The sequence below is a fragment of the Pseudomonas sp. AKS31 genome (assembly GCF_023634765.1).
In the GTDB taxonomy this organism is placed as follows: Bacteria; Pseudomonadota; Gammaproteobacteria; order Pseudomonadales; family Pseudomonadaceae; genus Aquipseudomonas.
This window is the reverse complement of the sequence record NZ_JAMLFX010000004.1, coordinates 93,770-117,198: the sequence shown is the minus strand read 5'-3', so window position 1 is coordinate 117,198 and position 23,429 is coordinate 93,770. Positions and strand designations below refer to the sequence as shown.

The 23,429-nt window shown below is 60.7% G+C and carries 23 protein-coding genes; 3 read left to right on the top strand and 20 right to left on the bottom strand.

Features of this window, described 5'->3' with window-relative positions; all coding sequences use genetic code 11:
* Positions 1 to 31: 31 nt before the first annotated feature.
* The 5 genes from fabG to M9827_RS14810 form a co-directional block, all read right to left on the bottom strand.
* Positions 32 to 775, bottom strand: a complete 744-nt coding sequence (fabG, locus tag M9827_RS14830) for a 3-oxoacyl-ACP reductase FabG (RefSeq protein WP_008086267.1) — start codon at positions 773 to 775, stop codon at positions 32 to 34.
* A gap of 16 nt (positions 776 to 791) precedes the next feature.
* The gene (fabD, locus tag M9827_RS14825; RefSeq protein ID WP_250605976.1) at positions 792 to 1,730 is read right to left on the bottom strand and encodes an ACP S-malonyltransferase; all 939 of its coding nucleotides are present in this window, start codon (positions 1,728 to 1,730) and stop codon (positions 792 to 794) included.
* 123 nt (positions 1,731 to 1,853) lie between these two features.
* Positions 1,854 to 2,864 carry a phosphate acyltransferase PlsX gene (gene plsX / locus M9827_RS14820; protein WP_284676880.1) on the bottom strand — a complete coding sequence of 337 codons (1,011 nt, stop codon included), beginning with the start codon at positions 2,862 to 2,864 and terminating at the stop codon, positions 1,854 to 1,856.
* A 4-nt stretch (positions 2,865 to 2,868) separates the two neighbouring features.
* A complete protein-coding gene (gene rpmF / locus M9827_RS14815) occupies positions 2,869 to 3,051 on the bottom strand; it encodes a 50S ribosomal protein L32 (RefSeq protein ID WP_003179396.1) in 183 nt (60 codons plus the stop codon).
* A gap of 13 nt (positions 3,052 to 3,064) precedes the next feature.
* Positions 3,065 to 3,592 carry a YceD family protein gene (locus M9827_RS14810; RefSeq protein ID WP_038364482.1) on the bottom strand — a complete coding sequence of 176 codons (528 nt, stop codon included), beginning with the start codon at positions 3,590 to 3,592 and terminating at the stop codon, positions 3,065 to 3,067.
* Between the two features lie 105 nt (positions 3,593 to 3,697).
* Between M9827_RS14810 and M9827_RS14805 the strand changes: the two genes are divergently transcribed.
* Positions 3,698 to 4,276 (top strand): Maf family protein, encoded by a 579-nt coding sequence (locus M9827_RS14805; protein ID WP_250605975.1) that lies wholly within the window; start codon positions 3,698 to 3,700, stop codon positions 4,274 to 4,276.
* Between the two features lie 87 nt (positions 4,277 to 4,363).
* Here M9827_RS14805 and sppA read toward each other — a convergent pair whose 3' ends face one another.
* Genes sppA through rluC form a run of 3 tightly spaced genes read right to left on the bottom strand, consistent with a single transcriptional unit; the run spans position 4,364 to position 6,986 of the window.
* Positions 4,364 to 5,353, bottom strand: a complete 990-nt coding sequence (gene sppA, locus M9827_RS14800) for a signal peptide peptidase SppA (RefSeq protein WP_250605974.1) — start codon at positions 5,351 to 5,353, stop codon at positions 4,364 to 4,366.
* Positions 5,354 to 5,377: 24 nt separating this feature from the next.
* On the bottom strand, positions 5,378 to 6,040 hold the full coding sequence (locus tag M9827_RS14795) for an HAD-IA family hydrolase (RefSeq protein ID WP_250605973.1): 663 nt from the start codon (positions 6,038 to 6,040) through the stop codon (positions 5,378 to 5,380).
* Positions 6,027 to 6,986 carry a 23S rRNA pseudouridine(955/2504/2580) synthase RluC gene (gene rluC / locus M9827_RS14790; protein ID WP_250605972.1) on the bottom strand — a complete coding sequence of 320 codons (960 nt, stop codon included), beginning with the start codon at positions 6,984 to 6,986 and terminating at the stop codon, positions 6,027 to 6,029. The genes M9827_RS14795 and rluC overlap by 14 nt, the downstream gene beginning before the upstream one ends.
* Positions 6,987 to 7,685: 699 nt before the next feature.
* Here rluC and rne point away from each other — a divergent pair.
* Positions 7,686 to 10,928 (top strand): ribonuclease E, encoded by a 3,243-nt coding sequence (gene rne, locus M9827_RS14785; protein WP_250605971.1) that lies wholly within the window; start codon positions 7,686 to 7,688, stop codon positions 10,926 to 10,928.
* 265 nt (positions 10,929 to 11,193) lie between these two features.
* Here the strand turns inward: rne and M9827_RS14780 are convergent, their stop codons facing one another.
* The 12 genes from M9827_RS14780 to M9827_RS14725 all read right to left on the bottom strand — a co-directional run bounded on the left by M9827_RS14780 (position 11,194) and on the right by M9827_RS14725 (position 22,722).
* Positions 11,194 to 11,790, bottom strand: a complete 597-nt coding sequence (locus M9827_RS14780; RefSeq protein WP_250605970.1) for a nucleotidyltransferase family protein — start codon at positions 11,788 to 11,790, stop codon at positions 11,194 to 11,196.
* A complete protein-coding gene (locus tag M9827_RS14775; protein ID WP_250605969.1) occupies positions 11,787 to 12,767 on the bottom strand; it encodes an XdhC family protein in 981 nt (326 codons plus the stop codon). Before M9827_RS14775 ends, M9827_RS14780 begins: the two co-directional genes overlap by 4 nt.
* On the bottom strand, positions 12,767 to 15,088 hold the full coding sequence (locus M9827_RS14770) for a xanthine dehydrogenase family protein molybdopterin-binding subunit (protein ID WP_250605968.1): 2,322 nt from the start codon (positions 15,086 to 15,088) through the stop codon (positions 12,767 to 12,769). Before M9827_RS14770 ends, M9827_RS14775 begins: the two co-directional genes overlap by 1 nt.
* Complete coding sequence (locus tag M9827_RS14765; protein ID WP_095048621.1) at positions 15,085 to 15,555, bottom strand: (2Fe-2S)-binding protein; 471 nt, start codon at positions 15,553 to 15,555, stop codon at positions 15,085 to 15,087. Before M9827_RS14765 ends, M9827_RS14770 begins: the two co-directional genes overlap by 4 nt.
* A gap of 312 nt (positions 15,556 to 15,867) precedes the next feature.
* Positions 15,868 to 16,887 (bottom strand): UDP-N-acetylmuramate dehydrogenase, encoded by a 1,020-nt coding sequence (gene murB, locus M9827_RS14760; RefSeq protein ID WP_250605967.1) that lies wholly within the window; start codon positions 16,885 to 16,887, stop codon positions 15,868 to 15,870.
* Positions 16,884 to 17,348 carry a low molecular weight protein-tyrosine-phosphatase gene (locus M9827_RS14755; RefSeq protein ID WP_016986041.1) on the bottom strand — a complete coding sequence of 155 codons (465 nt, stop codon included), beginning with the start codon at positions 17,346 to 17,348 and terminating at the stop codon, positions 16,884 to 16,886. Before M9827_RS14755 ends, murB begins: the two co-directional genes overlap by 4 nt.
* A complete protein-coding gene (kdsB, locus tag M9827_RS14750) occupies positions 17,348 to 18,112 on the bottom strand; it encodes a 3-deoxy-manno-octulosonate cytidylyltransferase (protein WP_095048623.1) in 765 nt (254 codons plus the stop codon). Before kdsB ends, M9827_RS14755 begins: the two co-directional genes overlap by 1 nt.
* Positions 18,109 to 18,294: a Trm112 family protein gene (locus M9827_RS14745; protein WP_003174668.1), complete on the bottom strand. Its 186-nt coding sequence runs from the start codon at positions 18,292 to 18,294 to the stop codon at positions 18,109 to 18,111. The genes kdsB and M9827_RS14745 overlap by 4 nt, the downstream gene beginning before the upstream one ends.
* 21 nt (positions 18,295 to 18,315) lie before the next feature.
* Positions 18,316 to 19,326, bottom strand: coding sequence for a tetraacyldisaccharide 4'-kinase (lpxK, locus tag M9827_RS14740; RefSeq protein WP_250605966.1), 1,011 nt, complete (start codon positions 19,324 to 19,326; stop codon positions 18,316 to 18,318).
* Positions 19,326 to 19,754: a flagellar polar localization protein PocB gene (gene pocB, locus M9827_RS14735; RefSeq protein ID WP_095188604.1), complete on the bottom strand. Its 429-nt coding sequence runs from the start codon at positions 19,752 to 19,754 to the stop codon at positions 19,326 to 19,328. Before pocB ends, lpxK begins: the two co-directional genes overlap by 1 nt.
* On the bottom strand, positions 19,751 to 20,386 hold the full coding sequence (gene pocA, locus M9827_RS14730; protein ID WP_178113639.1) for a flagellar polar localization protein PocA: 636 nt from the start codon (positions 20,384 to 20,386) through the stop codon (positions 19,751 to 19,753). The genes pocB and pocA overlap by 4 nt, the downstream gene beginning before the upstream one ends.
* 101 nt (positions 20,387 to 20,487) lie before the next feature.
* Complete coding sequence (locus M9827_RS14725; RefSeq protein ID WP_250605965.1) at positions 20,488 to 22,722, bottom strand: DNA internalization-related competence protein ComEC/Rec2; 2,235 nt, start codon at positions 22,720 to 22,722, stop codon at positions 20,488 to 20,490.
* A gap of 136 nt (positions 22,723 to 22,858) precedes the next feature.
* Here M9827_RS14725 and M9827_RS14720 point away from each other — a divergent pair, with 136 nt between their 5' ends.
* On the top strand, positions 22,859 to 23,377 hold the full coding sequence (locus tag M9827_RS14720) for a DUF2062 domain-containing protein (protein WP_250605964.1): 519 nt from the start codon (positions 22,859 to 22,861) through the stop codon (positions 23,375 to 23,377).
* The last annotated feature ends 52 nt before the right edge of the window (positions 23,378 to 23,429 follow it).

Here is a 23,429-nt window from a genome sequence, read left to right as displayed (position 1 = left end):
CATTTTTTTGAAGCAATCCGTCACATTTTACTTACATGTACATCCCACCGTTCACCGGGATTGTAGCCCCGGTGACGTATGCCGCACCGTCGGATGCAAGAAAAGCGACCACAGACGCGATCTCTTGAGCTTGCCCCAGACGACCCAGCGGAATCTGCGTCTGCAAGGCTTCACGCTGTGCTTCAGGCAGCTCGCGCGTCATATCGGTGTCGATAAACCCTGGGGTTACCGAGTTGACCGTAATCGAACGCGAACCGACTTCACGCGCCATTGCACGGCTGAAACCTTCCAGACCGGCCTTGGCGGCTGCATAGTTTACTTGGCCTGCGTTGCCCATGGCACCCACCACCGAGCCAATACTGATAATTCGCCCCCAGCGCGCCTTGGTCATACCGCGCAGAACGCCCTTGGACAGGCGGAATAGACTGTTCAGGTTGGTATCGATCACGTCGTACCACTCATCGTCTTTCATGCGCATCATCAGGTTATCGCGGGTGATGCCGGCATTATTGACCAGGATCGCCACTGGCGCACCGAACTGCTCCTGAATGCTTGCCAGCACAGCGCTGACCGATTCATCGCTAGTTACGTTAAGCTCAAGGCCTGTGCCCTGAATACCGTTTTCCTTCAGGGTCGCGGCAATGCGCTCGGCGCCCGAAGCGGAGGTCGCGGTGCCAACAACGATGGCGCCCTGACGACCCAGTTCCAGCGCGATGGCCTGGCCAATGCCACGGCTTGCACCGGTGACCAGTGCAACTTTACCTTGCAGACTCATGCAAGTTTCTCCTGATTCAGGCTTGCGCTGCGCGAGCGGCAGCGAAAGCATCTGGGGTATTGAGGTTGGAAGTCGCCACGCCTTCAGCGCAACGTTTGTTCAGACCGGCCAGCACTTTGCCCGGGCCGCATTCGACCAGATTGGTCGCACCTTTGGCAGCGAGAGTCTGTACCGACTCGACCCAGCGTACTGGCTTGTACAGTTGTTCGAGCAGATCACGCTTGAGGGTTTCCAGATCGGCCGGCACTTGCGCACTGACGTTCTGTACCACCGGGATCTGCGGCGCCTGCCAGTCGATGGCGGCGATGGATTCGGCAAAGCGCTCGGCCGCCGGACGCATCAGTTCGCAGTGCGACGGCACGCTCACCGGCAGCGGCATGGCACGCTTGGCGCCACGCGCCTTGCAGCCTTCGATGGCGCGCTCGACGGCAGCCTTGGCACCGGCAATGACCACTTGGCCCGGCGAGTTGAAGTTGACCGCGCTGACCACTTCACCTTGCGCCGCTTCGGCGCAGGCAGCCAGCACATCAGCATCTTCCAGACCGAGGATGGCAGCCATGCCGCCCTGCCCGGCCGGAACCGCTTCCTGCATCAACTGACCACGGCGCTCAACGAGCTTCACCGCTTCAGCCAGTGTCAGGCTGCCAGCAGCGACCAGCGCGCTGTATTCACCCAGGCTGTGACCGGCAACAAAGGCCGGACGCGCACCACCTTCCGCCAGCCACAGACGCCACAGGGCGATCGAAGCGGTCAGAATGGCCGGTTGGGTTTTATCGGTTTGATTGAGCAGCTCTTCCGGGCCCTGCTGGGTCAGCGCCCACAGGTCATAGCCCAGAGCCTCAGAGGCTTCTTTGAAAGTTTCGAGGATCAACGGATATTCCGCGCCCAGCTCGGCCAGCATGCCGAGGGACTGCGAACCCTGTCCTGGAAAGACGAATGCGAGGGAAGCAGACATGTAACAAGCCCCTAATGATCTTGTCGTCGAAAAATGACGCCCCACTCGGGGACGCAAGAAACTGACAGTTGGATGGCCCTTTGAACCGGGCGGTCACATTTAAGCATTGTCCGACGAAAACGCCTAAGACAACAAATCCTCCAGACGACCGTGGAGACGTTCGGGGAGGTTCTCCTGAATCTCGATCAGCGCTCGCGAAATAGCACTCTGAAAGCCCTGAACCCCGGCCGAACCATGGCTTTTCACCACGATACCCTGCAAGCCGAGAAAGCTTGCGCCGTTATGTCGCGCCGGCGCCAGATCGGCCTGCAAACGCTTCATCAGCGGCAACGCCAAAGCCCCCACGACACGGGAAGCGAGATTTTGTTTGAACAGCGCTTCGATACGCGCAGCAATCATAGTGGCCAGCCCTTCGCTGGACTTGAGCAGGATGTTGCCAACGAAACCATCACACACCACGACGTCAGCCTCGCCACGATACAAACCGTCGCCTTCGATAAAGCCGATGTAATTGATGCCACGGGCAGCCTGCAACAGCGTTGCGGCCAGTTTGACCTGCTGATTGCCCTTGATGTCTTCGGTGCCGATGTTCAGCAACGCGACACGCGGGCGATGGATACCCAGCGTCTGCGCCGCCACCGAGCCCATCACCGCAAACTGCAGCAAATGCTCGGCACTGCAATCGACGTTGGCGCCCAGGTCGAGCAACTGGCAATAACCCTTCTGCGTCGGAATAGCCGCCACCATCGCCGGCCGATCGATACCGGGCAGCGTTTTCAGCACAAACCGCGACAACGCCATCAACGCACCGGTATTGCCGGCACTGACACACGCTTGCGCCTTGCCATCACGGACCAGTTCAAGGGCGACACGCATCGACGAGTCCGGCTTGCCACGCAAGGCCTGGGTCGGTTTCTCGTCCATGGTGATGACTTCGCTGGCCGGGACAATCGTCAGGCGCGCGCGATCGGCAGCCGACTGGCCGTTGATCAATTCTTCAAGAAGGGAGGGTTGACCGACAAGGGTCAGGTGCAGCGAGGGCGTAGCAGAAAGGCAAGCAAGGCTGGCCTGAACAATGCTGCGGGGACCGAAGTCCCCGCCCATTGCGTCAATCGCGATGACTTGAGCGGACAAGTGATTACTCGTCAGCGCCCTTGTCGATCACTTTACGGCCACGGTATACGCCTTCTGGCGATACGTGGTGACGCAGGTGAACTTCACCAGTGGTTTTTTCTACAGACAGGGTGCTAGCCTCGAGAGCGTCGTGCGAACGGCGCATGTCACGGGCAGAGCGGGATTTTTTGTTCTGCTGAACAGCCATAATTGATTAACTCCTAAACGTTTGGGTCACGCTTTAACTGCGCCAATACACTGAACGGGTTGGACCGCGTTACCTCGTCCTCGCTCGGTTCGGGCTCATCTGCTCCCGCCGGCTGCTGGCATTCTTCCGGATGATGAGCAGGCACAATAGGCAAGGCAAGCAGAAGCTCTTCCTCGACCAGTGACTGCAGATCCAATGGATCTTCGCCCAGTTCCAGCACGTCATAACCTTTCGGTAACGACTGGGTATTCGCACCCTCCTTCACAACAGCGTAACTGCATTCGCTGTGGATCGGCAGGGTGACCAGCTCAAGACAACGCTGGCAAACCATTTTGACCTCGGTGTCGATAAAGCTGTGGATCACCACAGATTTACGTTCATCTCGTTCAAAAACGAATTTCGCCTGCACCGTACCGACATCGTCGGAAAGCGGGTCGCAGAGTCTCTTCAAATCGGCCAGCAGCAGTTCACCTTGAAGGGTGGTGCCACGGTCAGCCAATTTGCGCGGGTCAACGTGAGGTGGAATCGGGTCATTCAACATAGGCGCAGCATTATAGGGATGCACCCACCCATGTCAAAGGAAATTGTGCCCTGTCCGTCACTTGCGTGCCTCCGCTAGAATTCGCACCTGCCTCAGGAGACGCGAATGCTGCCTTTATTACTCGCTTCAAGCTCGACCTATCGTCGGGAATTGCTCGCCCGCCTGCACCTGCCGTTCGCCTGCAGCTCGCCGGATATCGATGAAAGTCATCGCCCGTGCGAATCAGCAATCGAACTGGTCAAACGCCTCGCCGAACAAAAAGCCCGGGCACTGGCTGACAGCCACCCCGCTCATCTGATTATCGGCTCGGACCAGGTTGCCGTGCTCGGCGAACAGATCATCGGCAAGCCGCACACCTTCGAGAAGGCACGCGAACAACTGCTGGCGGCTAGCGGCGCCAGCGTGACCTTCCTGACAGGCCTGGCGCTGCTCAATAGCCAGAGCGGCGAATGCCAGGTCGACTGCGTGCCGTTTACCGTGCACATGCGCACACTGGATCAAGCGAGCATCGAACGCTACTTGCGTATCGAACAGCCGTACGACTGCGCAGGCAGCTTCAAGGCTGAAGGCCTGGGTGTGAGCCTGTTTAAGTCCACCGAAGGCCCTGACGCCACCAGCCTGATCGGCTTGCCGCTGATTCGCCTGATCGACATGTTGCTGGCTGAGGGTGTGCAGATCCCTTAAAGCAAAAAGATCGCAGCCTGCGGCAACTCCTACACCGATCACTGTAGGAACTGCCGCAGGCTGCGATCTTTTGATCTTTACAACGAATCAGCGCAACGAAGGCCCGTGGAAACCCATCCACATCGCCAACTGCTCAGCCACGCTGGCACCGAGCTTTTTCGAAAAGCGATCAAACGGCGACTCTTGAACGGTGAAGTCCACCAACTCTTTCTCGCCAATCACATCACGCGCCACCGAACTGGCGTTGCCCAGACCATCGATCAAGCCCAGCGACAGCGCCTGCTCGCCTGACCAGACCAGCCCGGAGAACAACTCCGGATGTTCTTTGTCTTTCAAGCGATCGCCACGACCCTGTTTGACGCTGTTAATGAACTGCTTGTGCGTGGTGTCCAGCACCGTCTGCCAGAACGCCGTTTCATCAGGCTTCTGCGGCTGGAACGGATCAAGGAACGACTTGTGTTCGCCCGAAGTGTACGTACGGCGCTCGACACCGAGCTTGTCCATAGTGCCGACAAAGCCGTAACCGGCCGCCGTCACGCCGATAGAACCAACCAGGCTGGCCTTGTCGGCGTAGATCTGATCCGCCGCGCTGGCGATGTAGTACGCACCGGACGCCCCCAGATCGGAAATCACCGCATACAGCTTGATCTCCGGATGCAGGCCGCGCAGACGCTTGATTTCGTCATAGACATACCCCGACTGCACTGGACTACCGCCCGGACTGTTGATGCGCAGGATCACGCCCTTGACCTTCTTGTCCTCGAACGCCGCCCGCAGACTGCCGACGATATTATCGGCACTGGCCGGCTCTTTGTCGGCGATCATGCCGGTGACGTCGATCAACGCGGTGTAATTCGGGCCGCGTGTGGCGCTCTTTTCCATGTCCATCAGCGGCGTGAACAGAATCAGCGCGACAAACAGATAAACAAACGTCAGCAGCTTGAAGAAAATCCCCCAACGCCGCGAACGACGTTGTTCCTGCACCCCGGCGAGCAGGGTCTTTTCCAACAGTTTCCAGCTTTTCTCGTCACCGCCGTCGGCACTTGCCTTGGCCGGTGCTTTCCATTCGTCGGTCATGCCATTCACCCCAGCAAAAACGTATTAAGCCTGCTTCTCCAGCCAGGCATGCAATTCGCAAAAACGGTCGATCGACAGGCGCGGCTCGAACTGCTGCAGCGACTCGATCGATTGCGCGCCATAGCTGACTGCTACCGAATCCATCCCGGCATTGCGCGCCATCAACAGATCGAAGGACGAATCGCCGACCATCAGCGCCTGCTCCGGGCGCACACCACAATGAGCGAGGATCTGTTCCAGCATCAGAGGGTGCGGCTTGCTCGCAGTTTCATCGGCGGCGCGGGTGATATCGAAATAATCTTCCCAACCATTGGCCTTGAGCACCCGATCCAGGCCGCGACGATTCTTGCCGGTGGCCACCGCGAGGTGATAACCCTGCTCGCGAAAGGACGCCATCGACTCGACTACGCCTTCGAACAACGGTGAAGGCACAGCTTCGGCAGCGATGTAGTGATCGGCGTAATACTCGCGAAACGCGGTCATTTCGGCGTCACTGATCTCGGGATACAAGGTGCGGATCGCCTCAGGCAGGCCCAGACCGATAATGCCTTTGACAGCAAAATCATCACGCAACTCGAAACCGGAGCGCCAAGACGCCGAATGCATGGCCTCGACAATCCGGTGAATGGAGTCGGCCAGCGTGCCGTCCCAATCGAATATCAGCAGTTTGTAATCAGATGGGCGCACTCAATCGCTCCACGGTCTTGGCCCACATCTCGTCAACCGGCGCCTGCAGGGTCAGCTTGCCGCCATCAGGCAGCGGCACGGTCAGCATGTAAGCGTGCAGAAACAGACGCTTGCCGCCCAGATCGCGGATTTCCCTGGTGAAATCCTCATCGCCATACTTGCTGTCACCGGCAATGCAATGTCCGGCGTGCAGCGTGTGCACACGAATCTGGTGAGTACGGCCAGTCACAGGCTTGGCCTCGACCATGGTGGCAAAATCGCCGAAACGGCGCAGCACCTTGAACACGGTCAGGGCTTCTTTGCCCTCGTCGTTGACTTCGACCATGCGCTCACCGGAACGCAGGTTGCTCTTGAGCAACGGCGCACTGACTTGCTTGATCGAAGTCGCCCAGTTACCACGCACCAGCGCCATGTAACGCTTGTCGACGCCATCGCCACGCAGTTTCTCGTGCAAGTGGCGCAGCATGCTGCGCTTCTTGGCAATCATCAGCAGGCCGGAGGTGTCACGGTCGAGACGGTGAACCAGCTCCAGCTCCTTGGCATCGGGACGCAACTGACGAAAGGCTTCGATCACGCCAAAATTCAAACCGCTACCACCATGAACCGCAATGCCGGCGGGCTTGTTGATCACGATCAGGGCTTTGTCTTCGTAGACGATCGAGGCCTCCAGGCGCTGTAACAGGCCTTGGGCCAGCGGCACCGGTTCATCACGCTCAGGCACGCGAACCGGCGGCACGCGCACGATATCGCCGGCCTGCAGCTTGTACTCGGGCTTGATCCTGCCTTTGTTCACGCGCACTTCGCCTTTACGCAAAATGCGGTAAATCAAGGTCTTGGGCACGCCTTTGAGCCGGGCGAGGAGAAAATTGTCTATTCGTTGGCCGGCATACTCCGGCGAGACTTCAAGCAATTGAACGCCTGGAGTCGAAGGGGCAGTAGTTGTCATGCCGCGGATGATAACAATTTTTATGGAATTGAAGCACTTAATCATTGCTGCTATAGTCGCGAACGCCGCCAAAAGCGGCCTGGACAGAGGAACCACGGTCAAAAACCGGCCCTGACCAACGCAATTCACCAGGACGCGAGGCCGTCCTACGGGGCTTTCGCTACGTAACGGTGGAGTTTTCAGTTGTAACAAGCGCAGGTGACATGAGGCCTGAATTACACCGCCGAGCAGAGTTTTTACTCGCCTGGCAGGCACACATTCAAGGCCAGTTCACAAAGTGCAGTCAGCTGCAGATGACCCCGAGCGAATGTTTCGGAAACAACGCCTGAATTAGCCATGATGCGTGACCTCCCCTTTCGGAGCTCACGGTAAATGCCAACCCGCTGCGGATTCTGCGCGCGGCAGCACCCGAATTATCAGGGATACGTGTAGGGTGGAGATGCACAACCGCTGGACTGTGTAGCAATAGGCTTTATCAAGACGCTTCATCTCGTCCACAGCCGCTGGTTGATTCCTCCTCCTGACTGAGTGCTTAAGTAGCCACAGCAAGCAGGACGCGTACGTCGCTATATCGGCCCAATTGGCCGCATATCGCTGGACACGGGAATGGCCAACCACTCCCGACGCACCTGACACCGACCGTGAGAAGTCGTGTGTGCCGAACGCCGTTTCCGGCAGCCCGGAAACCGACGGTACTACATGAAAAGAATGCTGATTAACGCAACTCAACCCGAAGAGTTGCGTGTTGCACTGGTAGATGGCCAACGCCTCTACGACCTGGACATCGAATCCGGTGCACGCGAGCAGAAAAAGGCCAACATCTATAAAGGCCGTATCACTCGCATCGAACCAAGCCTTGAGGCTGCCTTTGTCGATTTCGGCTCCGAGCGCCACGGCTTCCTGCCCCTCAAAGAAATCTCCCGCGAATACTTCAAGAAAGCCCCTGAAGGCCGCGTCAACATCAAGGACGTCCTGAGCGAAGGCCAGGAAGTCATCGTTCAGGTCGAAAAAGAAGAACGTGGCAACAAGGGCGCCGCCCTGACCACCTTCATCAGCCTGGCGGGTCGTTACCTCGTGCTGATGCCGAACAACCCGCGTGCCGGCGGTATCTCCCGTCGCATCGAAGGCGAAGAGCGCAATGAACTGCGTGAAGCGCTGAACGGTCTGGTTGCTCCAGCCGATATGGGTCTGATCGTGCGCACTGCCGGCCTGGGCCGCAGCAGCGAAGAAATGCAGTGGGACCTCGACTACCTGCTGCAACTCTGGACCGCCATCAAAGAAGCCTCGCTGGATCGCTCCGCGCCATTCCTGATCTACCAGGAAAGCAACGTGATCATCCGCGCCATCCGCGATTACCTGCGCCAGGACATCGGCGAAGTGCTGATCGACAGCGTTGAAGCCCAGGACGAAGCCCTGACCTTCATTCGCCAGGTGATGCCGCAGTACGCCAGCAAGATCAAGCTGTACGAAGACAGCGTTCCGCTGTTCAACCGTTTCCAGATCGAAAGCCAGATCGAGACCGCTTTCCAGCGCGTCGTTGAACTGCCTTCCGGCGGCTCCATCGTGATCGATCCGACCGAAGCCCTGGTGTCCATCGACATCAACTCGGCGCGCGCCACCAAAGGCAGCGACATCGAAGAAACCGCTCTGCAGACCAACCTTGAAGCCGCCGAAGAAATCGCCCGTCAGTTGCGCCTGCGCGACATCGGCGGCCTGATCGTCATCGACTTCATCGACATGACCCCTGCCAAGAACCAGCGCGCCGTGGAAGAAAAAGTCCGCGAATGCCTGGAAGCCGACCGCGCTCGCGTGCAGATCGGCCGCATCTCGCGCTTCGGCCTGCTGGAAATGTCCCGTCAGCGCCTGCGTCCATCCCTGGGCGAAAGCAGCGGCATCGTCTGCCCGCGTTGCAATGGCACCGGCATCATCCGTGACGTTGAATCGCTGTCGCTGGCGATCCTGCGGCTGATCGAAGAAGAAGCCCTGAAAGACCGCACTGCCGAAGTGCGCGCCCAGGTGCCGATCCCGGTCGCCGCGTTCCTGCTCAACGAAAAACGTAACTCGATCACCAAGATCGAACTGCGCACCCGTGCTCGCATCGTCATTCTGCCGAACGATCACCTCGAAACGCCGCACTTCGAAGTTCAGCGTTTGCGTGACGATAGCCCGGAAGCCGCGACCAACCAGTCCAGCTACGAAATCGCTGCTGCCGCTGCCGAAGTCGAAGAAGTCCAGCCAGCCGCGGCGACCCGCACCCTGGTTCGCCAGGAAGCAGCCGTTAAAACTGCACCGGCCCGTGCCAACGCTCCGGTTCCGACCGAAGCCGCTGCACCTGCTGCTCCGGCACCGGCTCCGGTTGCCGCGCCAGAGCCAAGCCTGTTCAAAGGCCTGGTGAAATCGCTGGTCAGCCTGTTCGCCACCAAAGAAGAGCCAGCCGCGCCGGTTGTGGTTGAAAAACCAGCTGCCGAGCGTCCGGCCCGCAACGAAGAGCGTCGCAACGGTCGTCAGCAGAGCCGCAACCGTAACGGTCGCCGCGATGAAGAACGCAAGCCGCGCGAAGAACGTGCTCCGCGTGAAGAACGCGCCCCACGTGAGCCGCGCGAAGAGCGTCAGCCACGTGAAGCCCGTGAAATCCGCGAGCCTCGCGAAGCCCGCACCGAAGCACCGGTAGCCCGCGAAGAACGCGCACCACGCGCTCCGCGTGAAGAACGTGCTCCGCGTGCACCGCGCGAAGACCGCAAGCCACGTGGCGAGCGTGAAGAGCGTGTACGTGAACTGCGTGAGCCACTGGACGCCGTTCCAGCCGCTGCAGCCGCCGTTGCCGTCACTGCTGAAGAGCGTCCAGCCCGTCAGCCACGTGAAGAGCGCGCACCGCGTCCGCCGCGTGAAGAACGTCAACCGCGCGCCGAACAGGCCGCTGCTGCCGTCGCTGAAGAAGAAGTGAACAGCAACGAAGAGCAACTGCCGGAAGACGGTTCGGAGAACGCCGAAGGCGATCGTCCACGTCGTCGCTCCCGCGGTCAGCGTCGTCGCAGCAACCGTCGTGAGCGTCAGCGTGATGCCAACGGCAACGTGATCGAAGGTTCGGAAGAATCCGAAGCCGGCGAGAACACTGAAGCGCCAGACTCTGCCGACCTGGCTGCTGGCCTGGCTGTGACCGCCGCTGTTGCCAGCAGCGTGATCAGTGCACCGGCCGAAGCACAAGCCCACGAGCAAGCTGAGCGCGCTACCGCGGCTGTTCAGGAAACCGCTCCAGTAGAAGCGCCGGTTGTTGAAGCAACCACGCCAGTCGAAGTGGTTGCTGCTCCGGAAGTCGAAGTGGCACCGGTTCAGGAGACCCTGCCTCAGGTTGAGCCAGCGCCAGTTGTGGCTGCCGAGCCAGTGGTTGAAACCGTCGCAGAAACCGTGACCGAAACCGTGCGCGAAGTTCGCGAAGAGCAGACCGCCTTCAACTGGGTTGCCGAGCCGACTGTTGCCGAAACGCCAACGCCAGTGGTTGAAGCGCCGGTTGTCGAAGCGCCAGTGTTCGAACACGCCAAGGCTGCCGAGCCAGTGGTCGCCGCTGAACCAGCGCCTGCCGTTCAAGCTCCGGTTGTCGAAGCGCCAGTGGTTGCAGAGGCTCCGGCCCCGGTCGTTGAAGCACCGACTCCGGTCAGCGCTCTGACGCCAAGCGGCCGCGCACCAAACGACCCACGAGAAGTGCGTCGTCGCAAGCGTGAAGAAGAGCGCCTGCAGAAGGAAGCCGAACTGGCGGCCGCTGCTGCTCCAGTCGCTGCCGAGCCAGCCGTGGTTGCTGACGTAGTCGAGGCAGCTCCTGCCCCGGTGACTGAAGAAGCTGTGGTTGAGTCGGTAATTGCTGAAGCACCACGCTCGGTTCAGGACGCGGTCGAGCAACACCAAGAGGCCGAGGAAAAAGAGCACGAGCCTAAACCTCTCGTGTAATTTCCAACGCCGTTAAAAAGCCCCGCCCGGTGAAAACCTGGCGGGGCTTTTTTATGTCTCGATTTTTGTGGTGGACTCTAGATCCCCCCTCACCCCAGCCCTCTCCCCCAAGGGGGCGAGGGGGAAGGGAGCACATCGGGGGATTTTCCAGACCTGAGTTCGACTGAAAACTTACAGGTCGATGCATAAAGCCCAAACGCCTCACCCTAACCCTCTCCCTCTGGGAGAGGGTTAGGGTGAGGGCTCCAAGGAATTCACACAGACCTCAAGACGAAGTAAAAACCAAAGCCTCAGGCACATCGATGTCCCACAGAACGCCTGGATCATCGATGGCAATCTCCACCACCCTGCCCTGCGTGAACAACGGCCTGGCCCCGCGATCGCCACTCAATGCCTGCAACCCCGGACCAAACGAACGCCCAAACCCCACAGGATGACCAAACTCGCCCTCCTGCACCGGCACGCTCACCGCATCATCGTCAATGGCCGCAACCACCCGCTCAATACTCGACGGCAAGATAAACGGCATATCCCCCAGCACAATCAACCAGCCATCCGCCTCCGGGCATGCCGCGACGCCCGCAGCAATGCTGTCACCCATACCGGTCGATTCAATCGAGACCACGTCACAGCCATACGCCTGCGCCATGCGCATCGCCTGCGGCCGCGCTTCGGTCGTCACCAGCACGCGCTTGTCGAGACTGGCCGGAAGATTCACCAGCACCTGCTCAATCACCGAACGCACCGCACCATCACGCCCGACGCAGTCCGCCAGCAACTTGTCCTTATCGGCACCCGCCACTTGGCGAAAGCGGCTGCCCTCGCCCGCCGCCAGCACAATCACTGCAATGGAACGGCTCATGCGTCCTCCAGAGTTTTCTTCTGCTTCAATTCCACGCCGTTCTTGATCGCGACGATCTCCGCCAACAACGACAAGGCAATTTCTGCCGGTGAATGACTGCCGATGTGCAAACCGATCGGCCCGTGCAGTCGAGCAATCGCCTCTACCGACAAGCCTAGCTGAGCCAGGTTCTCCCGGCGTTTCTGACTGTTGACCCGCGAGCCGAGCGCCCCCACATAGAAAGCAGGTGAATCCAGCGCCGTGAGCAACGCCATGTCATCCAGACGCGGATCATGAGTCAGCGCGACAATCGCCGTGCGCTCATCGGTCTGAATGCTCAACACCGCGTCATCCGGCATGCCCGGGACGAAGCGACCGTGGTGCTCCTCCCAGCCGTAGACAAACTCGGTGCGCGGATCGCAGATCAGCACTTCGAAATCCAGCAGCCGCGCCATGTCGGCGACGTAGCGCGATAACTGCCCGGCGCCGATCAACAGCAAGCGCCAGCGTGGGCCGTAGATTGCGCGCAGGGTTTTACCGTCGAACGCCAACGAATCGGCTTTGCTCGCCGCCATCAAAACCACTTCACCGGTTTCGATGTTCAGCTCACGGGCAACGATTTCGTGTGCTTCGCAACGCGTGAGCAACTCGGCAACCCACGCGGGATCGCCGACCCGCTCTTCGGTCAGGCGCAGCGTGCCACCGCAAGGCAAGCCGAAGCGCGCCGCCTCCTCGCGTGTGACGCCATAGGTGATCAACTGCACCGGCGGCCCATCGGTGGCGATGCGCCCGTCGTGCAGGCGGGCGATCAAATCATCCTCGACGCACCCGCCCGACACCGAACCGATCACCACGCCATCTTCACGCAAGGCGAGCATGGCACCGGGCGCGCGGGGCGCGGTGCCCCAGGTCTGCACCACGCTGAACAGCACCACCCGCTGTCCGGCGCGGCGCCATTCGAGGACGCTGCGCAAGACATTAAGGTCGACGCTGTCCATTACGCCTCGGCCTTCTGCCAGCCCTGCAACTGGTAACGCACCGGCAGATTGCGGATGCGCTTGCCGGTGGCGGCGAAGATCGCGTTACACAAGGCCGGGGCAATCGGTGGCACGCCCGGTTCGCCGACACCGCCCAAGGGCACATCGCCCGGCGGCGTCACCAGATGCACGGCAACTTCCTTCGGCGCCAGCGACATGCGCGCCACTTCATACATATGGAAGTTGTCCTGCTGCACCTTGCCATCCTTGAAGCTGATTTCGCCCAGCACCGCATTACCGAGGCCCATCACACAAGCGCCTTCGAACTGCGAGCGAATGCGCTCAGGGTTGATCTGCGGCCCGCAATCCACGGCGATATCTGCCTTGTGCACGATCAGTGTGCCGTCGTCTTTAACCTCGACTTCGATCACCGCTGCCACATAAGTGACGAAGCTGTAATGCACTGCCAGCCCCAGACCACGGCCCTTGGGCAATTTACGGCCCCAACCGGCTGCCTTCGCAGCAGTTTCCAGCACGGTGCGCATGCGTCCGGTGTCGATCGGATAACGCTCCGGAGATTCGCCGTAATTCCACTCTTCGCTCAGCGTGCGCGGATCGATCTGCCGATCTGGACCGAGCAGTTTGATCTGGTACTTGAGTGGATCCTCGCCGGCCTTGTGCGCCAGTTCATCGACGAAACTCTGGATGGCAAAACCATGGGGAATGTTCGACACCGAGCGATACCAGCCGACCCGCGTGTGCACGGTCGCTTCGGGGTTCTCCAGGCGCACGTTGGGAATCGCGTAGGCCATGTTGGTGAAGCCCATGCCCAGCTCGAAGGCTGCTTCATGGTTCATGCCCGGCGCGAACAGCGCGGTGATGCTCGGTGCCACGGTGCGATGCAACCAACCGGACGGCATGCCGTCCTTGCCCACACCTGCCTTCAGATATTCGGCGGACACGGTATGGAAATACGAGTTGTGGATGTCATCTTCACGCGTCCACTGCACCCGCACGGCTTTGCCGGGAAATTCTTTGGCGAGAATCGCTGCTTCGACGACGAAATCCGGTTTCGACTTGCGACCGAAACCACCGCCAAGCAAGGTGACATTGAAGGTAACGTTATCGAACGGCAAGCCAAGACGCTCGGCAATGCGCTCGCGGGTGACCTGCGGCGCCTGACTCGGTGCCCAGGCTTCGCAAACGCCGTCCTTGTACCGGGCGATGGCGACCATAGGTTCCATTGGCGCCTGGGCCAGATGCGGTAAATAGTAAGAAGCTTCGAGGGTACTGGCAGCACCGCTCAGGGCCTTGTCGATATCACCGGTATTGCGCACCACTTTGCCAGGCTTCAGCGACGCGGCTTCGAGTTCCTTGCGATAGGCGATCGAGTCATAACTGGCGTTCTGGCCATCGTCCCATTCGATTTTCAACGCTTCGCGACCCTTGATCGCGGCCCAGGTGTTGCTGGCCACCACGGCCACGCCACCCAACGGCTGAAACTCCGAAGGCAGCGGACGGCTTTCGATCTGCATCACTTTGAGCACGCCAGGGACTTTCAGCGCAGCGCTGTCATCCAGCGATTTGACCTTGCCGCCGTACACCGCCGGACGAGCGATAGTCGCGTACACCATGCCATCGAAACGCACATCGGCGCCGTACACCGCACGACCGTTGACGATGTCTGCACCGTCGATGGCTTTCGTGCCTTCTTTGCCGATGTAGCGAAACTCCGACGGCTGCTTGAGGCGCAGGCTGTCACGCGCCGGCACCGGCAACGCACTGGCGGCGGCGGCAAGTTCGCCATAGCCCAGTTCACGGCCGGACGGTTTGTGAACGATTTTATGCAACTGCGCGTGGCATTCGCTCACCGGCACTTTCCACTGCGCAGCAGCAGCCTGCTCAAGCATGGTTCGCGCGGCCGCGCCGCAACGCCGCATCGGCTCATACCAATGGCGCATGCTGCGCGAACCGTCGGTGTCCTGATTACCGAAACGCACTTCATCGCCCGGCGCCTGTTGCACTTTGACCTGGGCCCAGTCGGCTTCCAGCTCATCGGCGACAACCATGGTCAGACTGGTGCGCACACCCTGACCCATCTCGGAGCGGTTGCAGACCACGGTGACGGTGCCGTCAGCGGCAATGCTCACATAGACCTTCGGATCATCGATCCAGCCGTTGGGCATGCCATCGGCGCCGAATTGCTTCGGTTTTTCCTCGGCCAACGCATCCTGCCAGCCCCAACTGGCAGCCAGCACCAGTGCGCCGGTAGCGCCGACGCCTTTGAGGAAACCGCGACGGCTGAGATTGCTCAGGGCGAAATCATTCGGCAGGCGGCTCATGCTTTGGCCTCCTTCAAATGCGTGGACGCCTGACGGATCGCCGTCTTGATCCGGTTGTAGGTGCCGCAGCGGCAAATGTTGCCGACCATGGCTTCTTCGATCTGCTCGTCGCTCGGGTTCGGGTTGGTCTTGAGCAACGCGGTGGCCGACATGATCTGCCCGCCCTGACAGAACCCGCATTGCGCTACAGCGGTGTCGAGCCAGGCTTGCTGGACCACCTGACCCACCGGGTCGGCGTGCAGGTTGTCGATGGTAGTGACGTTCTGGCCGACCACCGAACCGATCGGCGTGATGCAACTGCGCGCCGGCAAGCCATCGATATGAATGGTGCACGCGCCGCACAGGCCCATGCCGCAGCCGAATTTGGTGCCGTTATAACCGGCGACATCACGAATCGCCCACAACAGCGGCATGTCTTCAGTGACATCGAGGGGATGGTCTTGACCGTTGAGTTTCAGGGTAATCATGGGCACGCCCGCATATTTTTGGTGGTTATCGGGTCGAGCAATCTGCCGCCGCTGCATCGGCTGTGGTTCACGCAGATCGACTCAGGCTAATCAGGCTCTCTTGTGCCGACAGGAATGTCTGCACCGGGCCTTTGGTGGAGCAAATGACGTTTATCGTTAGCTCGCTAAGTTAACCCAACATTAACGAAAAAGCCCTGCTGAGACAGGGCTTTTCAGTTACGAGCTTTCAGCTACAAGCTGCAAGTAAAAGCAGTAGCTGGCTCACGCTCAAGATTGTAGCTTGCCGCTAGAAGCTTGAAGCTCGCCGCTGCTTCAATACCGATTGGGCTCCATTTCCAGTTCGACATTGAAACGTTCGGCAATGTCTCTCTGGATGCGTTGCGCCAGATCGAGCAGTTGCAGCCCGGTTGCCGCCCCGTAGTTGACCAGTACCAACGCCTGCAACTTATGCACCCCGGCATCGGCCTCGCGGAAACCTTTCCACCCGGCCCGCTCGATCAACCAGCCGGCGGCCAGTTTCATCTGTCCGTCCGGTTGCGCGTACGCCACCAGATCCGGATGTTGCGCTTTGATCTGCGCGACGATGGCCGCCGACACCAGCGGATTCTTGAAGAAGCTGCCGGCGTTGCCCAGCACCGCCGGATCCGGCAGTTTTTCACTGCGGATGCTGCAAATCGCGCGACTGACGTCGGTCGGCGTCGGCTGCTCGATACCCTGCTCACTCAGGCGCTGACGCACCGGTCCGTATTCCAGCTGCAGATGGGCGACGCGGTCGAGCGCAAAGCGCACACGCAGAATCAGCCAACGCCCTGGCTGCTGCTTGAACAGGCTGTCGCGGTAGGCGAAGTTGCATTCTTCGAGGCTGAAATCGCGCAGTTCGCCGGTCTGGCGATCCAGCGCAGTCAGTCCGGCGAACACATCCTTGATCTCGACACCGTAGGCACCGATGTTCTGCATCGGCGCGGCGCCGACCGTGCCAGGAATCAAGCTGAGATTTTCCAGTCCGGACAAGCCCTGCGCCAGCGTGTATTGCACAAAAGGGTGCCACGGCTCGCCGGCCTCAGCCTCGATCACAACGCGACTGCCGTCCTCGCTGATCACGCGGATCCCGCGCGTCGCCATGCGCAGCACCAGTGCGGTAATGTCGGCGGTCAGCAGCAAGTTGCTGCCACCACCGATCACCAGCAACGGCACATGGTGCTCGGTGGCATACGCCAGCGCTTCACGGACATCGGCATCGCTGTGGGCTTCGGCGAACAGTTGCGCGCACACATCCACGCCAAAACTGTTGAACGGTTTCAGGGAAACCTGCGGTTGCACCTGCAAACTCATAACCGGCCCTTCACTTCGATCAACAATTGGTCACACGCGGCTTCGATCAGATCCAGCACCTGCTCGAAACCCTGGTCGCCGTCGTAATACGGATCCGGCACTTCATCGACCACACCGGCATAACGGCGCAGGAACAGGTCCAGTTCGGCCTTTCCAGTGGACGGCTGCAGCGCCTTGAGGTTGCGCAGATTACTGTTGTCCATCGCCAGGATCAGGTCGTAACTGGCGAAGTCGGCACGGCTGACCTGCTGCGCGCGTTGCGCTGACAGGTCATAGCCGCGCACTTTGGCGGCGGCCTGGCTGCGCTTGTCCGGCGGGTTGCCGACGTGCCAGTCGCCGGTGCCGGCGGAAGCCACTTCGACCTGATCCGCCAGCCCTGCTTCACGCAGTTTGTGGCGCAGTACGCCTTCGGCCGTGGGCGAACGGCAAATGTTGCCCAGGCACACAAACAGAACGCGCATCAGGCCTCCAGCAGGCGACGAACGCGCTCGAGGTCTTCGGCAGTGTCGACGCCGGTCGGCGGTGCGATCAACGCGTCGGCAACATGAATTCGCACACCGTGCCACAGGGCACGCAGTTGCTCGAGGGATTCAGTGTTTTCCAGCCAGCACGGGCCCCAGCTCACGAAGTCCTGAAGGAAACCGGCGCGATAGGCATAAATGCCGATGTGGCGACGGTATGGCACACCTTCCGGCAATTGCTCGCGGCTCTTGGCAAACGCATCGCGTGCCCACGGCAAAGTGGCACGGCTGAAAGTCAGCGCCAGACCGTTGAGGTCGCTGACAACCTTGACCACATTCGGATTGAACAGAGTGTCCACGTCTTCAATCGGCTCGGCCAGCGTGGCCATGCGCGCTTCGGTGTGGGCCGCCAGATTGGCAGCGACCTGATCGATCACGCTCGGCGGGATCAAGGGTTCATCACCTTGCACGTTGACCACGATCGCGTCGGGCTCGAGACCCAGTTTCGCCGCGACTTCGGCCAGACGATCGGTGCCGGAATTGTGATCTTCACGGGTCAGCACCACTTCGGCACCAAAAGCCTTGCAGGCCTCGACGATACGCGCATCGTCGGTCGCGACGACCACACGGCTGGCGCTGCTTTTGCTCGCCTGTTCCCAGACATGCTGGATCATCGGCTTGCCGGCGATATCCAGCAGCGGTTTGCCCGGCAGACGGGTCGAGGCAAAACGCGACGGGATGACAACGGTGAAGGCAGTGGTCATTTATCCAGACGCTCGTCGGTGGTCAGGGTGCGGGCTTCGCTTTCGAGCATCACCGGGATGCCGTCGCGGATCGGGTACGCCAGACCGGCGCCCTTGCTGATCAGCTCGGTCTTGTCGGCGCTGAGCTTGAGCGGGCCTTTGCAGATCGGGCACGCGAGGATGTCGAGCAATTTGGTGTCCATGAACATTCCCTGAGTAAAGAGTTAAGGCAAAAGACGATCGGGCAGCAGGCGCATCAACTGGGTGTCGAACCAGGCCACGAAGGCCGGTGACGGCAGCGCATCGACCGCCAGATACCACCAGTCGTCAGCCGCGAAGGCACGGCACTTCACCGCGTCCTTTTCGGTCATCACCAACGGCAATGACGGTGTGAAATTCAAGGCCTGCACGCTGTATTCGGCGTGGTCGGCAAACGCATGGGGGACTGCTCGCCAGTCTAGCGCTTCGAGGGTATTGAAGAAACGTTGCGGATTGCCGATCCCGGCCACCGCGTGCACGGCCTGGCCGGCCGAAAAATGATCGAGCGACTTGCGCTCGCCGCTGCGCAGATTGACCAGCGCAGTCGGTTGCAGACGGAAAGCGAAACCGCCGTCGCGGTCCTCGCTGGCACCATTGAACAGCACACCGTCGACACTTTGCAGGCGCTCGATCGGTTCACGCAATGGCCCTGCCGGCAAGCAGCGTTTGTTACCGAGACCGCGAGCGGCGTCGATCAGCACCAGCTCCAGATCCCGCGCCAAACGGTAATGCTGCATACCGTCATCCGACAGAATCAGGTCCAGCGGTTCGCTGGCCAGCAAGGCTTTGACGGCGGCGCTGCGATCGGGGTCGATCATCAACGGCACGCCGGTACGCTGGACGATCAGCAACGGTTCGTCACCGGCAATGTCGGCGGTTTGCTCGGCCGCAACGCGCCACGGCAGTTGCGGCGGTTTGGCCCCGTAACCACGGCTGACCACGCCGACGCGCAAACCGCTGCGTCGGCAATGTTCGATCAGCCAGAGAATCATCGGCGTTTTGCCGGTGCCACCGACGGTGATGTTACCGACCACAATCAGCGGCACGGACGGCTGATAGATTTCACCCTGACCGGCGAGAAAGCGCTGGCGCTTACCCACCACCACGTGGCGATACAGCATTTCCAGCGGCCGCAACAGCGTCAGGGCCGGGTGCCCCTGATACCACGCGGCGAGCAAGCGATCGGACAGGCTCATCAGGATTTGGGCGCCGCCTCGACCGTGGTCATGCGCAGATGGCTGAAACCGAGCTTGCCGGCCGCGTCCATGGCGGTGATCACGGATTGATGCTGAGTCTTGCCATCAGCACTGATCGACAACGGCATGTTGGTGTCGCCGTTGGACTCTTTCTGCATGGCTTCCATCAGGGTCGCCAGATCGTTCTTCGGCAGAATCTTGTTGTTCACCGAAAACACGCCTTCAGCGCTGATGGCGACGTCGATCTGCTTGAGCTGCTGATCTTCGGCTGGCGAGCCGCTGACCGCTTCCGGCAGATCAACCCGCAACTGGGTTTCGCGAGTGAACGTGGTGGTCACGACGAAAAACAGCAGCAGAATGAACACCACGTCGATCAGCGACGCGAGGTTGATGTCCACGGTTTCCCGTGGTTTGCGACGGAATTTCACGCGCGGCCCTCGGTCAGGTCGACATCACGATCGCCCTGCACCACTTCAACCAGTTTGATCGCTTCCTGCTCCATGCCCACCACCAGCTCATCAATACGGCGCTGCAGGAACCGGTGGAAGAACACCGCCGGAATACCGACCATCAGGCCTGCTGCGGTGGTGATCAGCGCTTTGGAAATACCGCCGGCCAACACTGAGGCATTGGTGGTCATGCCGGAGCCGGTGAACGCGCTGAAAATATCGATCATGCCCAGCACGGTGCCAAGCAGACCCAGCAGTGGCGCCATGGCGGCGATGGTGCCGAGCGCATTGATGTAGCGCTCGAGCTCGTGAATGACCCGGGCGGCGGCCTCTTCGATGCATTCTTTCATGATCTCGCGACCATGCTTGGAGTTGGCCAGACCGGCGGCGAGGATTTCCCCCAGCGGCGAATTGGCGCGCAATTCCTTGAGTTTTTCTTTATTGAGCTGCTTGTCCTTGATCCACACCCAGACCTGGCCCAGCAGATGCTCGGGGGTGACGCGACTGGCGCGCAGGGTCCACAGGCGTTCGGCGACAATCGCCATGGCCGCGATGGAGCTCAGAATGATCGGCAACATCATCCAGCCGCCGGATTTGACCAATTCCCACACAGTGACAGTCCCCTCGAAAAAGTGCGCCACTTTACCATACCGATCCACGATTAAGACCCGCCGCCCCGACGACCGTGACGCCCCATTGCCCCACGTCCCGATCAGCGGGCCAGCGCGGGCGGATCACGCCAGAAACGCCGCTGATGACGCATCGTGCGTGGTGCCCTGAAGGTGCCCAGTTGCAGATGAATGGCGCCCTGCTCGGCGCTGTCGTAAATGTGCAGGCCCAGTTTGCGATAACGCGCCAGCACGGTCGGATGCGGATGGCCAAAAGAGTTGCCCTGACCTCGAGAGATCAGCACGGACTCAGGCTTCAAGACTTTGAGCAGCGCCATGGACGACGAACTGCGGCTGCCATGATGGGGCGATTGCAGCCATTGCGTCGGCACGGCCAGTGGACTGTCGAGGAGGACGCGTTCGGCGTGGGTGTCGATATCGCCAGTCAGCAGCAGGCGCTCGCCATTGGCCTCGATCTGCAACACGCAGGAACGCTGATTGCTGTCGTGAGCGTCCGCCCACTGCCAGAGTTGAAAACGCACGCCGTCCCACTGCCATTGCCGACCACTGGCGCAGGCTTCGGCGTTCAATGGCGCGGGCAGTCCCGCCGGATCGCCGCTGAGCACCTGATCGACGGTCAAACCACGGCTGATCGCCAGAGCGCCGCCAGCGTGATCGGCGTCGGCATGACTGAGCAGCATCAGATCGAGTTTTGCCACATCGAGTTTGCGCAACGCAGGCAGCACCACCCGCTCACCGAGGTCAAAATCGCCAAAGCGCGGCCCCGCGTCGTAAAGCACCGCGTGATGCCGAGTGCGAATCAGGATGGCCAGGCCTTGGCCGACGTCGAGTTGCCAGATATCGGCCAGGCCTTCATCCAGCCGCTCCCGTGGCGGCACGACCAGCAGCAACAGCAACGGCCAGCCCAGTGGACGCAGCGGCACGCCGCGCGGCAATAGCAACAACACGGTGCCGAGACTGCCAATGACCCAGGCCCAAACCGGTATCGAGGGTGCGATCCACGCCGGCCAGTGCCCGGCAATCATTGCCAGCGCACGAAACAGCCCATCGATCAAACCGCCGGCCAGCCACAGCAGGCCGGCGCCGACATAGGGAACAGGCAGCAACACCGTCCCGAGCAGCGCCGGAGGCAGCACTACCAGACTGACCCAAGGCACCGCGAGCAAATTGGCCAGCGGTCCACTGAGACTGATCGGCAGGCTCAGCACCAGCAACACCGGGCATAAGCCGATCGCGATCAACCACTGCGCTCGCGTCCAGGTCTGCCACCAGCGCCATGCACCCAAGCGGCCGCCAAAGGTAAAGATCAACACCGCCACCGCCGCAAACGAGAGCCACAGACCCGGGCGCAAACTGGCGAGCGGGTCCAGCAACAGCACAGCGTTGAACGCCAGCAGCAAAGGCCACCACGCACCAAGATGACGAAAGCGCAAACGCCATAGCAGCACCAGCCCGACCATCACACACGCGCGCTGCACCGGTACGTCGAATCCGGCGAGCAGGCCATAACCGAGCGCCGCCGCAAATGCCAGACCACAGGCCCACGGCAGCCACGGCCAGCGCAGCGGCCACCAGCCAAATCGCGCCAACCCGGCGACCAGCCCATACATCACCGCCGCCAGCAAACCAATGTGCTGACCGGAAATCACCAGCAAGTGCACGGTGCCGGTGTCCTGCAGAGTCTGCCAGTCCTCGCGACTGAGCCCCGAACCGTCGCCCAGCACCAACGCGGCCAATGCGCCGTTTCGCCCCTGCGCATCCACGCTCAGCAAGCGCTGGCGAATGCTGTCGCGCCAGGCCCAGCGCGCTTCGCTCAAGCGCTGGCCGTCCTTGATCGTGCCGGTGGCGCCAATGCGTTGCGCCAGCAGCCACGCCTCGTAGTCGAACGCATCTGGATTGCGCAAGCCAGCGGGCCGCTTCAACTTCACCGCCAAACGCCAGCGCTCGCCACTGTTGACCGGTGGCCCGGTGTACCAGGCGAGCCGCATCAGCGATGGCAGTTTTTCGTGACGTGAGTGCGCATCGGCCAATTCGAAGCGCACCACACCGTCACTGTTCTGCGGCAAACCGACGACCCGCCCTTCAACCCAGCGGGTTTCGCCATCCAGCCCGGCCGGCAAACGGTCATTCAACGCCCATTGCGCACCGACACTGGCCCACGTGAAGCCAAACAGCAAAAACGCCAGCGGATAGCTGCGAAACGGCAGCAGCATCAACGCCACGACCGGCAACAACAGCATCAACCAGACCGGCGGTAATGCCGGCATAAAAACCGCGACCAGCAGACCGACTGCGAGCGCCATCATCCCTGTGCGCATAAGCCCGTCCTTGAGAGTCCCGTACTTAGGCATAGCGGGTGTCAGGCACGAGCGTCGTCAACAATTGTCACAAAGTCTGAATGGGCGCTTCGTAGAATCCAGACATACTTGCCGCCTTAACCGACCGAGAAGCCTTATGCCCCGGCGCTTATTCAAACGTTACATGCCCGACCCGACGAGCATCAGGGAACATAAATCCTTACGCTTTCTCGGCAAGTTGCTGCATGACCCGAACCTCTGGCACCTCAATCGTCACTCGGTCGCGCGGGCGATGGCGGTCGGTCTGTTCGCCGCGTTCCTGCCGATTCCGGCGCAGATGCTGGTGGCGGCCGCCCTTGCCGTCATGGTGCGCGGGAACATGCCGATTGCGGTCAGCCTGGTGTGGCTGACCAACCCGATCACCATGCCGGCGGTGTTCTTCTGCACCTATCAGGCCGGGGCGTTTTTGATGGATGTGCCCGCCCGGCATCTACCGGACGAGTTGACCTGGGAGTGGATCAGCGGCGAGTTGTCGACGTTATGGCAGCCGTTTCTGCTCGGTTCGGTGGTGGTGGGACTGATACTCGGCGCCCTCGCCTACTGCATTGTGATGATGTATTGGCGCTGGTGGGTGGCGCGGCAATGGGCGCGGCGCAAGAAGAGTCGTATGCGCTGAACGCAAAACGGCCTCCGCAGTGGGAGGCCGTTTTGATTTGTGGCGTCTGCAT

What these genes read in the sequence shown, in the direction of transcription:
- M9827_RS14810 (WP_038364482.1), bottom strand. Translation starts at nt 3,592, where the DNA reads ATGTTGAATGACCCGATTCCACCTCACGTTGACCCGCGCAAATTGGCT.
- fabD (WP_250605976.1), bottom strand. Translation starts at nt 1,730, where the DNA reads ATGTCTGCTTCCCTCGCATTCGTCTTTCCAGGACAGGGTTCGCAGTCC.
- M9827_RS14780 (WP_250605970.1), bottom strand. Translation starts at nt 11,790, where the DNA reads ATGAGCCGTTCCATTGCAGTGATTGTGCTGGCGGCGGGCGAGGGCAGC.
- M9827_RS14775 (WP_250605969.1), bottom strand. Translation starts at nt 12,767, where the DNA reads ATGGACAGCGTCGACCTTAATGTCTTGCGCAGCGTCCTCGAATGGCGC.
- fabG (WP_008086267.1), bottom strand. Translation starts at nt 775, where the DNA reads ATGAGTCTGCAAGGTAAAGTTGCACTGGTCACCGGTGCAAGCCGTGGC.
- M9827_RS14805 (WP_250605975.1), top strand. Translation starts at nt 3,698, where the DNA reads ATGCTGCCTTTATTACTCGCTTCAAGCTCGACCTATCGTCGGGAATTG.
- sppA (WP_250605974.1), bottom strand. Translation starts at nt 5,353, where the DNA reads ATGACCGACGAATGGAAAGCACCGGCCAAGGCAAGTGCCGACGGCGGT.
- M9827_RS14755 (WP_016986041.1), bottom strand. Translation starts at nt 17,348, where the DNA reads ATGCGCGTTCTGTTTGTGTGCCTGGGCAACATTTGCCGTTCGCCCACG.
- M9827_RS14765 (WP_095048621.1), bottom strand. Translation starts at nt 15,555, where the DNA reads ATGATTACCCTGAAACTCAACGGTCAAGACCATCCCCTCGATGTCACT.
- M9827_RS14720 (WP_250605964.1), top strand. Translation starts at nt 22,859, where the DNA reads ATGCCCCGGCGCTTATTCAAACGTTACATGCCCGACCCGACGAGCATC.
- rne (WP_250605971.1), top strand. Translation starts at nt 7,686, where the DNA reads ATGAAAAGAATGCTGATTAACGCAACTCAACCCGAAGAGTTGCGTGTT.
- lpxK (WP_250605966.1), bottom strand. Translation starts at nt 19,326, where the DNA reads ATGAGCCTGTCCGATCGCTTGCTCGCCGCGTGGTATCAGGGGCACCCG.
- M9827_RS14770 (WP_250605968.1), bottom strand. Translation starts at nt 15,088, where the DNA reads ATGAGCCGCCTGCCGAATGATTTCGCCCTGAGCAATCTCAGCCGTCGC.
- M9827_RS14745 (WP_003174668.1), bottom strand. Translation starts at nt 18,294, where the DNA reads ATGGACACCAAATTGCTCGACATCCTCGCGTGCCCGATCTGCAAAGGC.
- kdsB (WP_095048623.1), bottom strand. Translation starts at nt 18,112, where the DNA reads ATGACCACTGCCTTCACCGTTGTCATCCCGTCGCGTTTTGCCTCGACC.
- rluC (WP_250605972.1), bottom strand. Translation starts at nt 6,986, where the DNA reads ATGACAACTACTGCCCCTTCGACTCCAGGCGTTCAATTGCTTGAAGTC.
- murB (WP_250605967.1), bottom strand. Translation starts at nt 16,887, where the DNA reads ATGAGTTTGCAGGTGCAACCGCAGGTTTCCCTGAAACCGTTCAACAGT.
- M9827_RS14725 (WP_250605965.1), bottom strand. Translation starts at nt 22,722, where the DNA reads ATGCGCACAGGGATGATGGCGCTCGCAGTCGGTCTGCTGGTCGCGGTT.
- rpmF (WP_003179396.1), bottom strand. Translation starts at nt 3,051, where the DNA reads ATGGCTGTTCAGCAGAACAAAAAATCCCGCTCTGCCCGTGACATGCGC.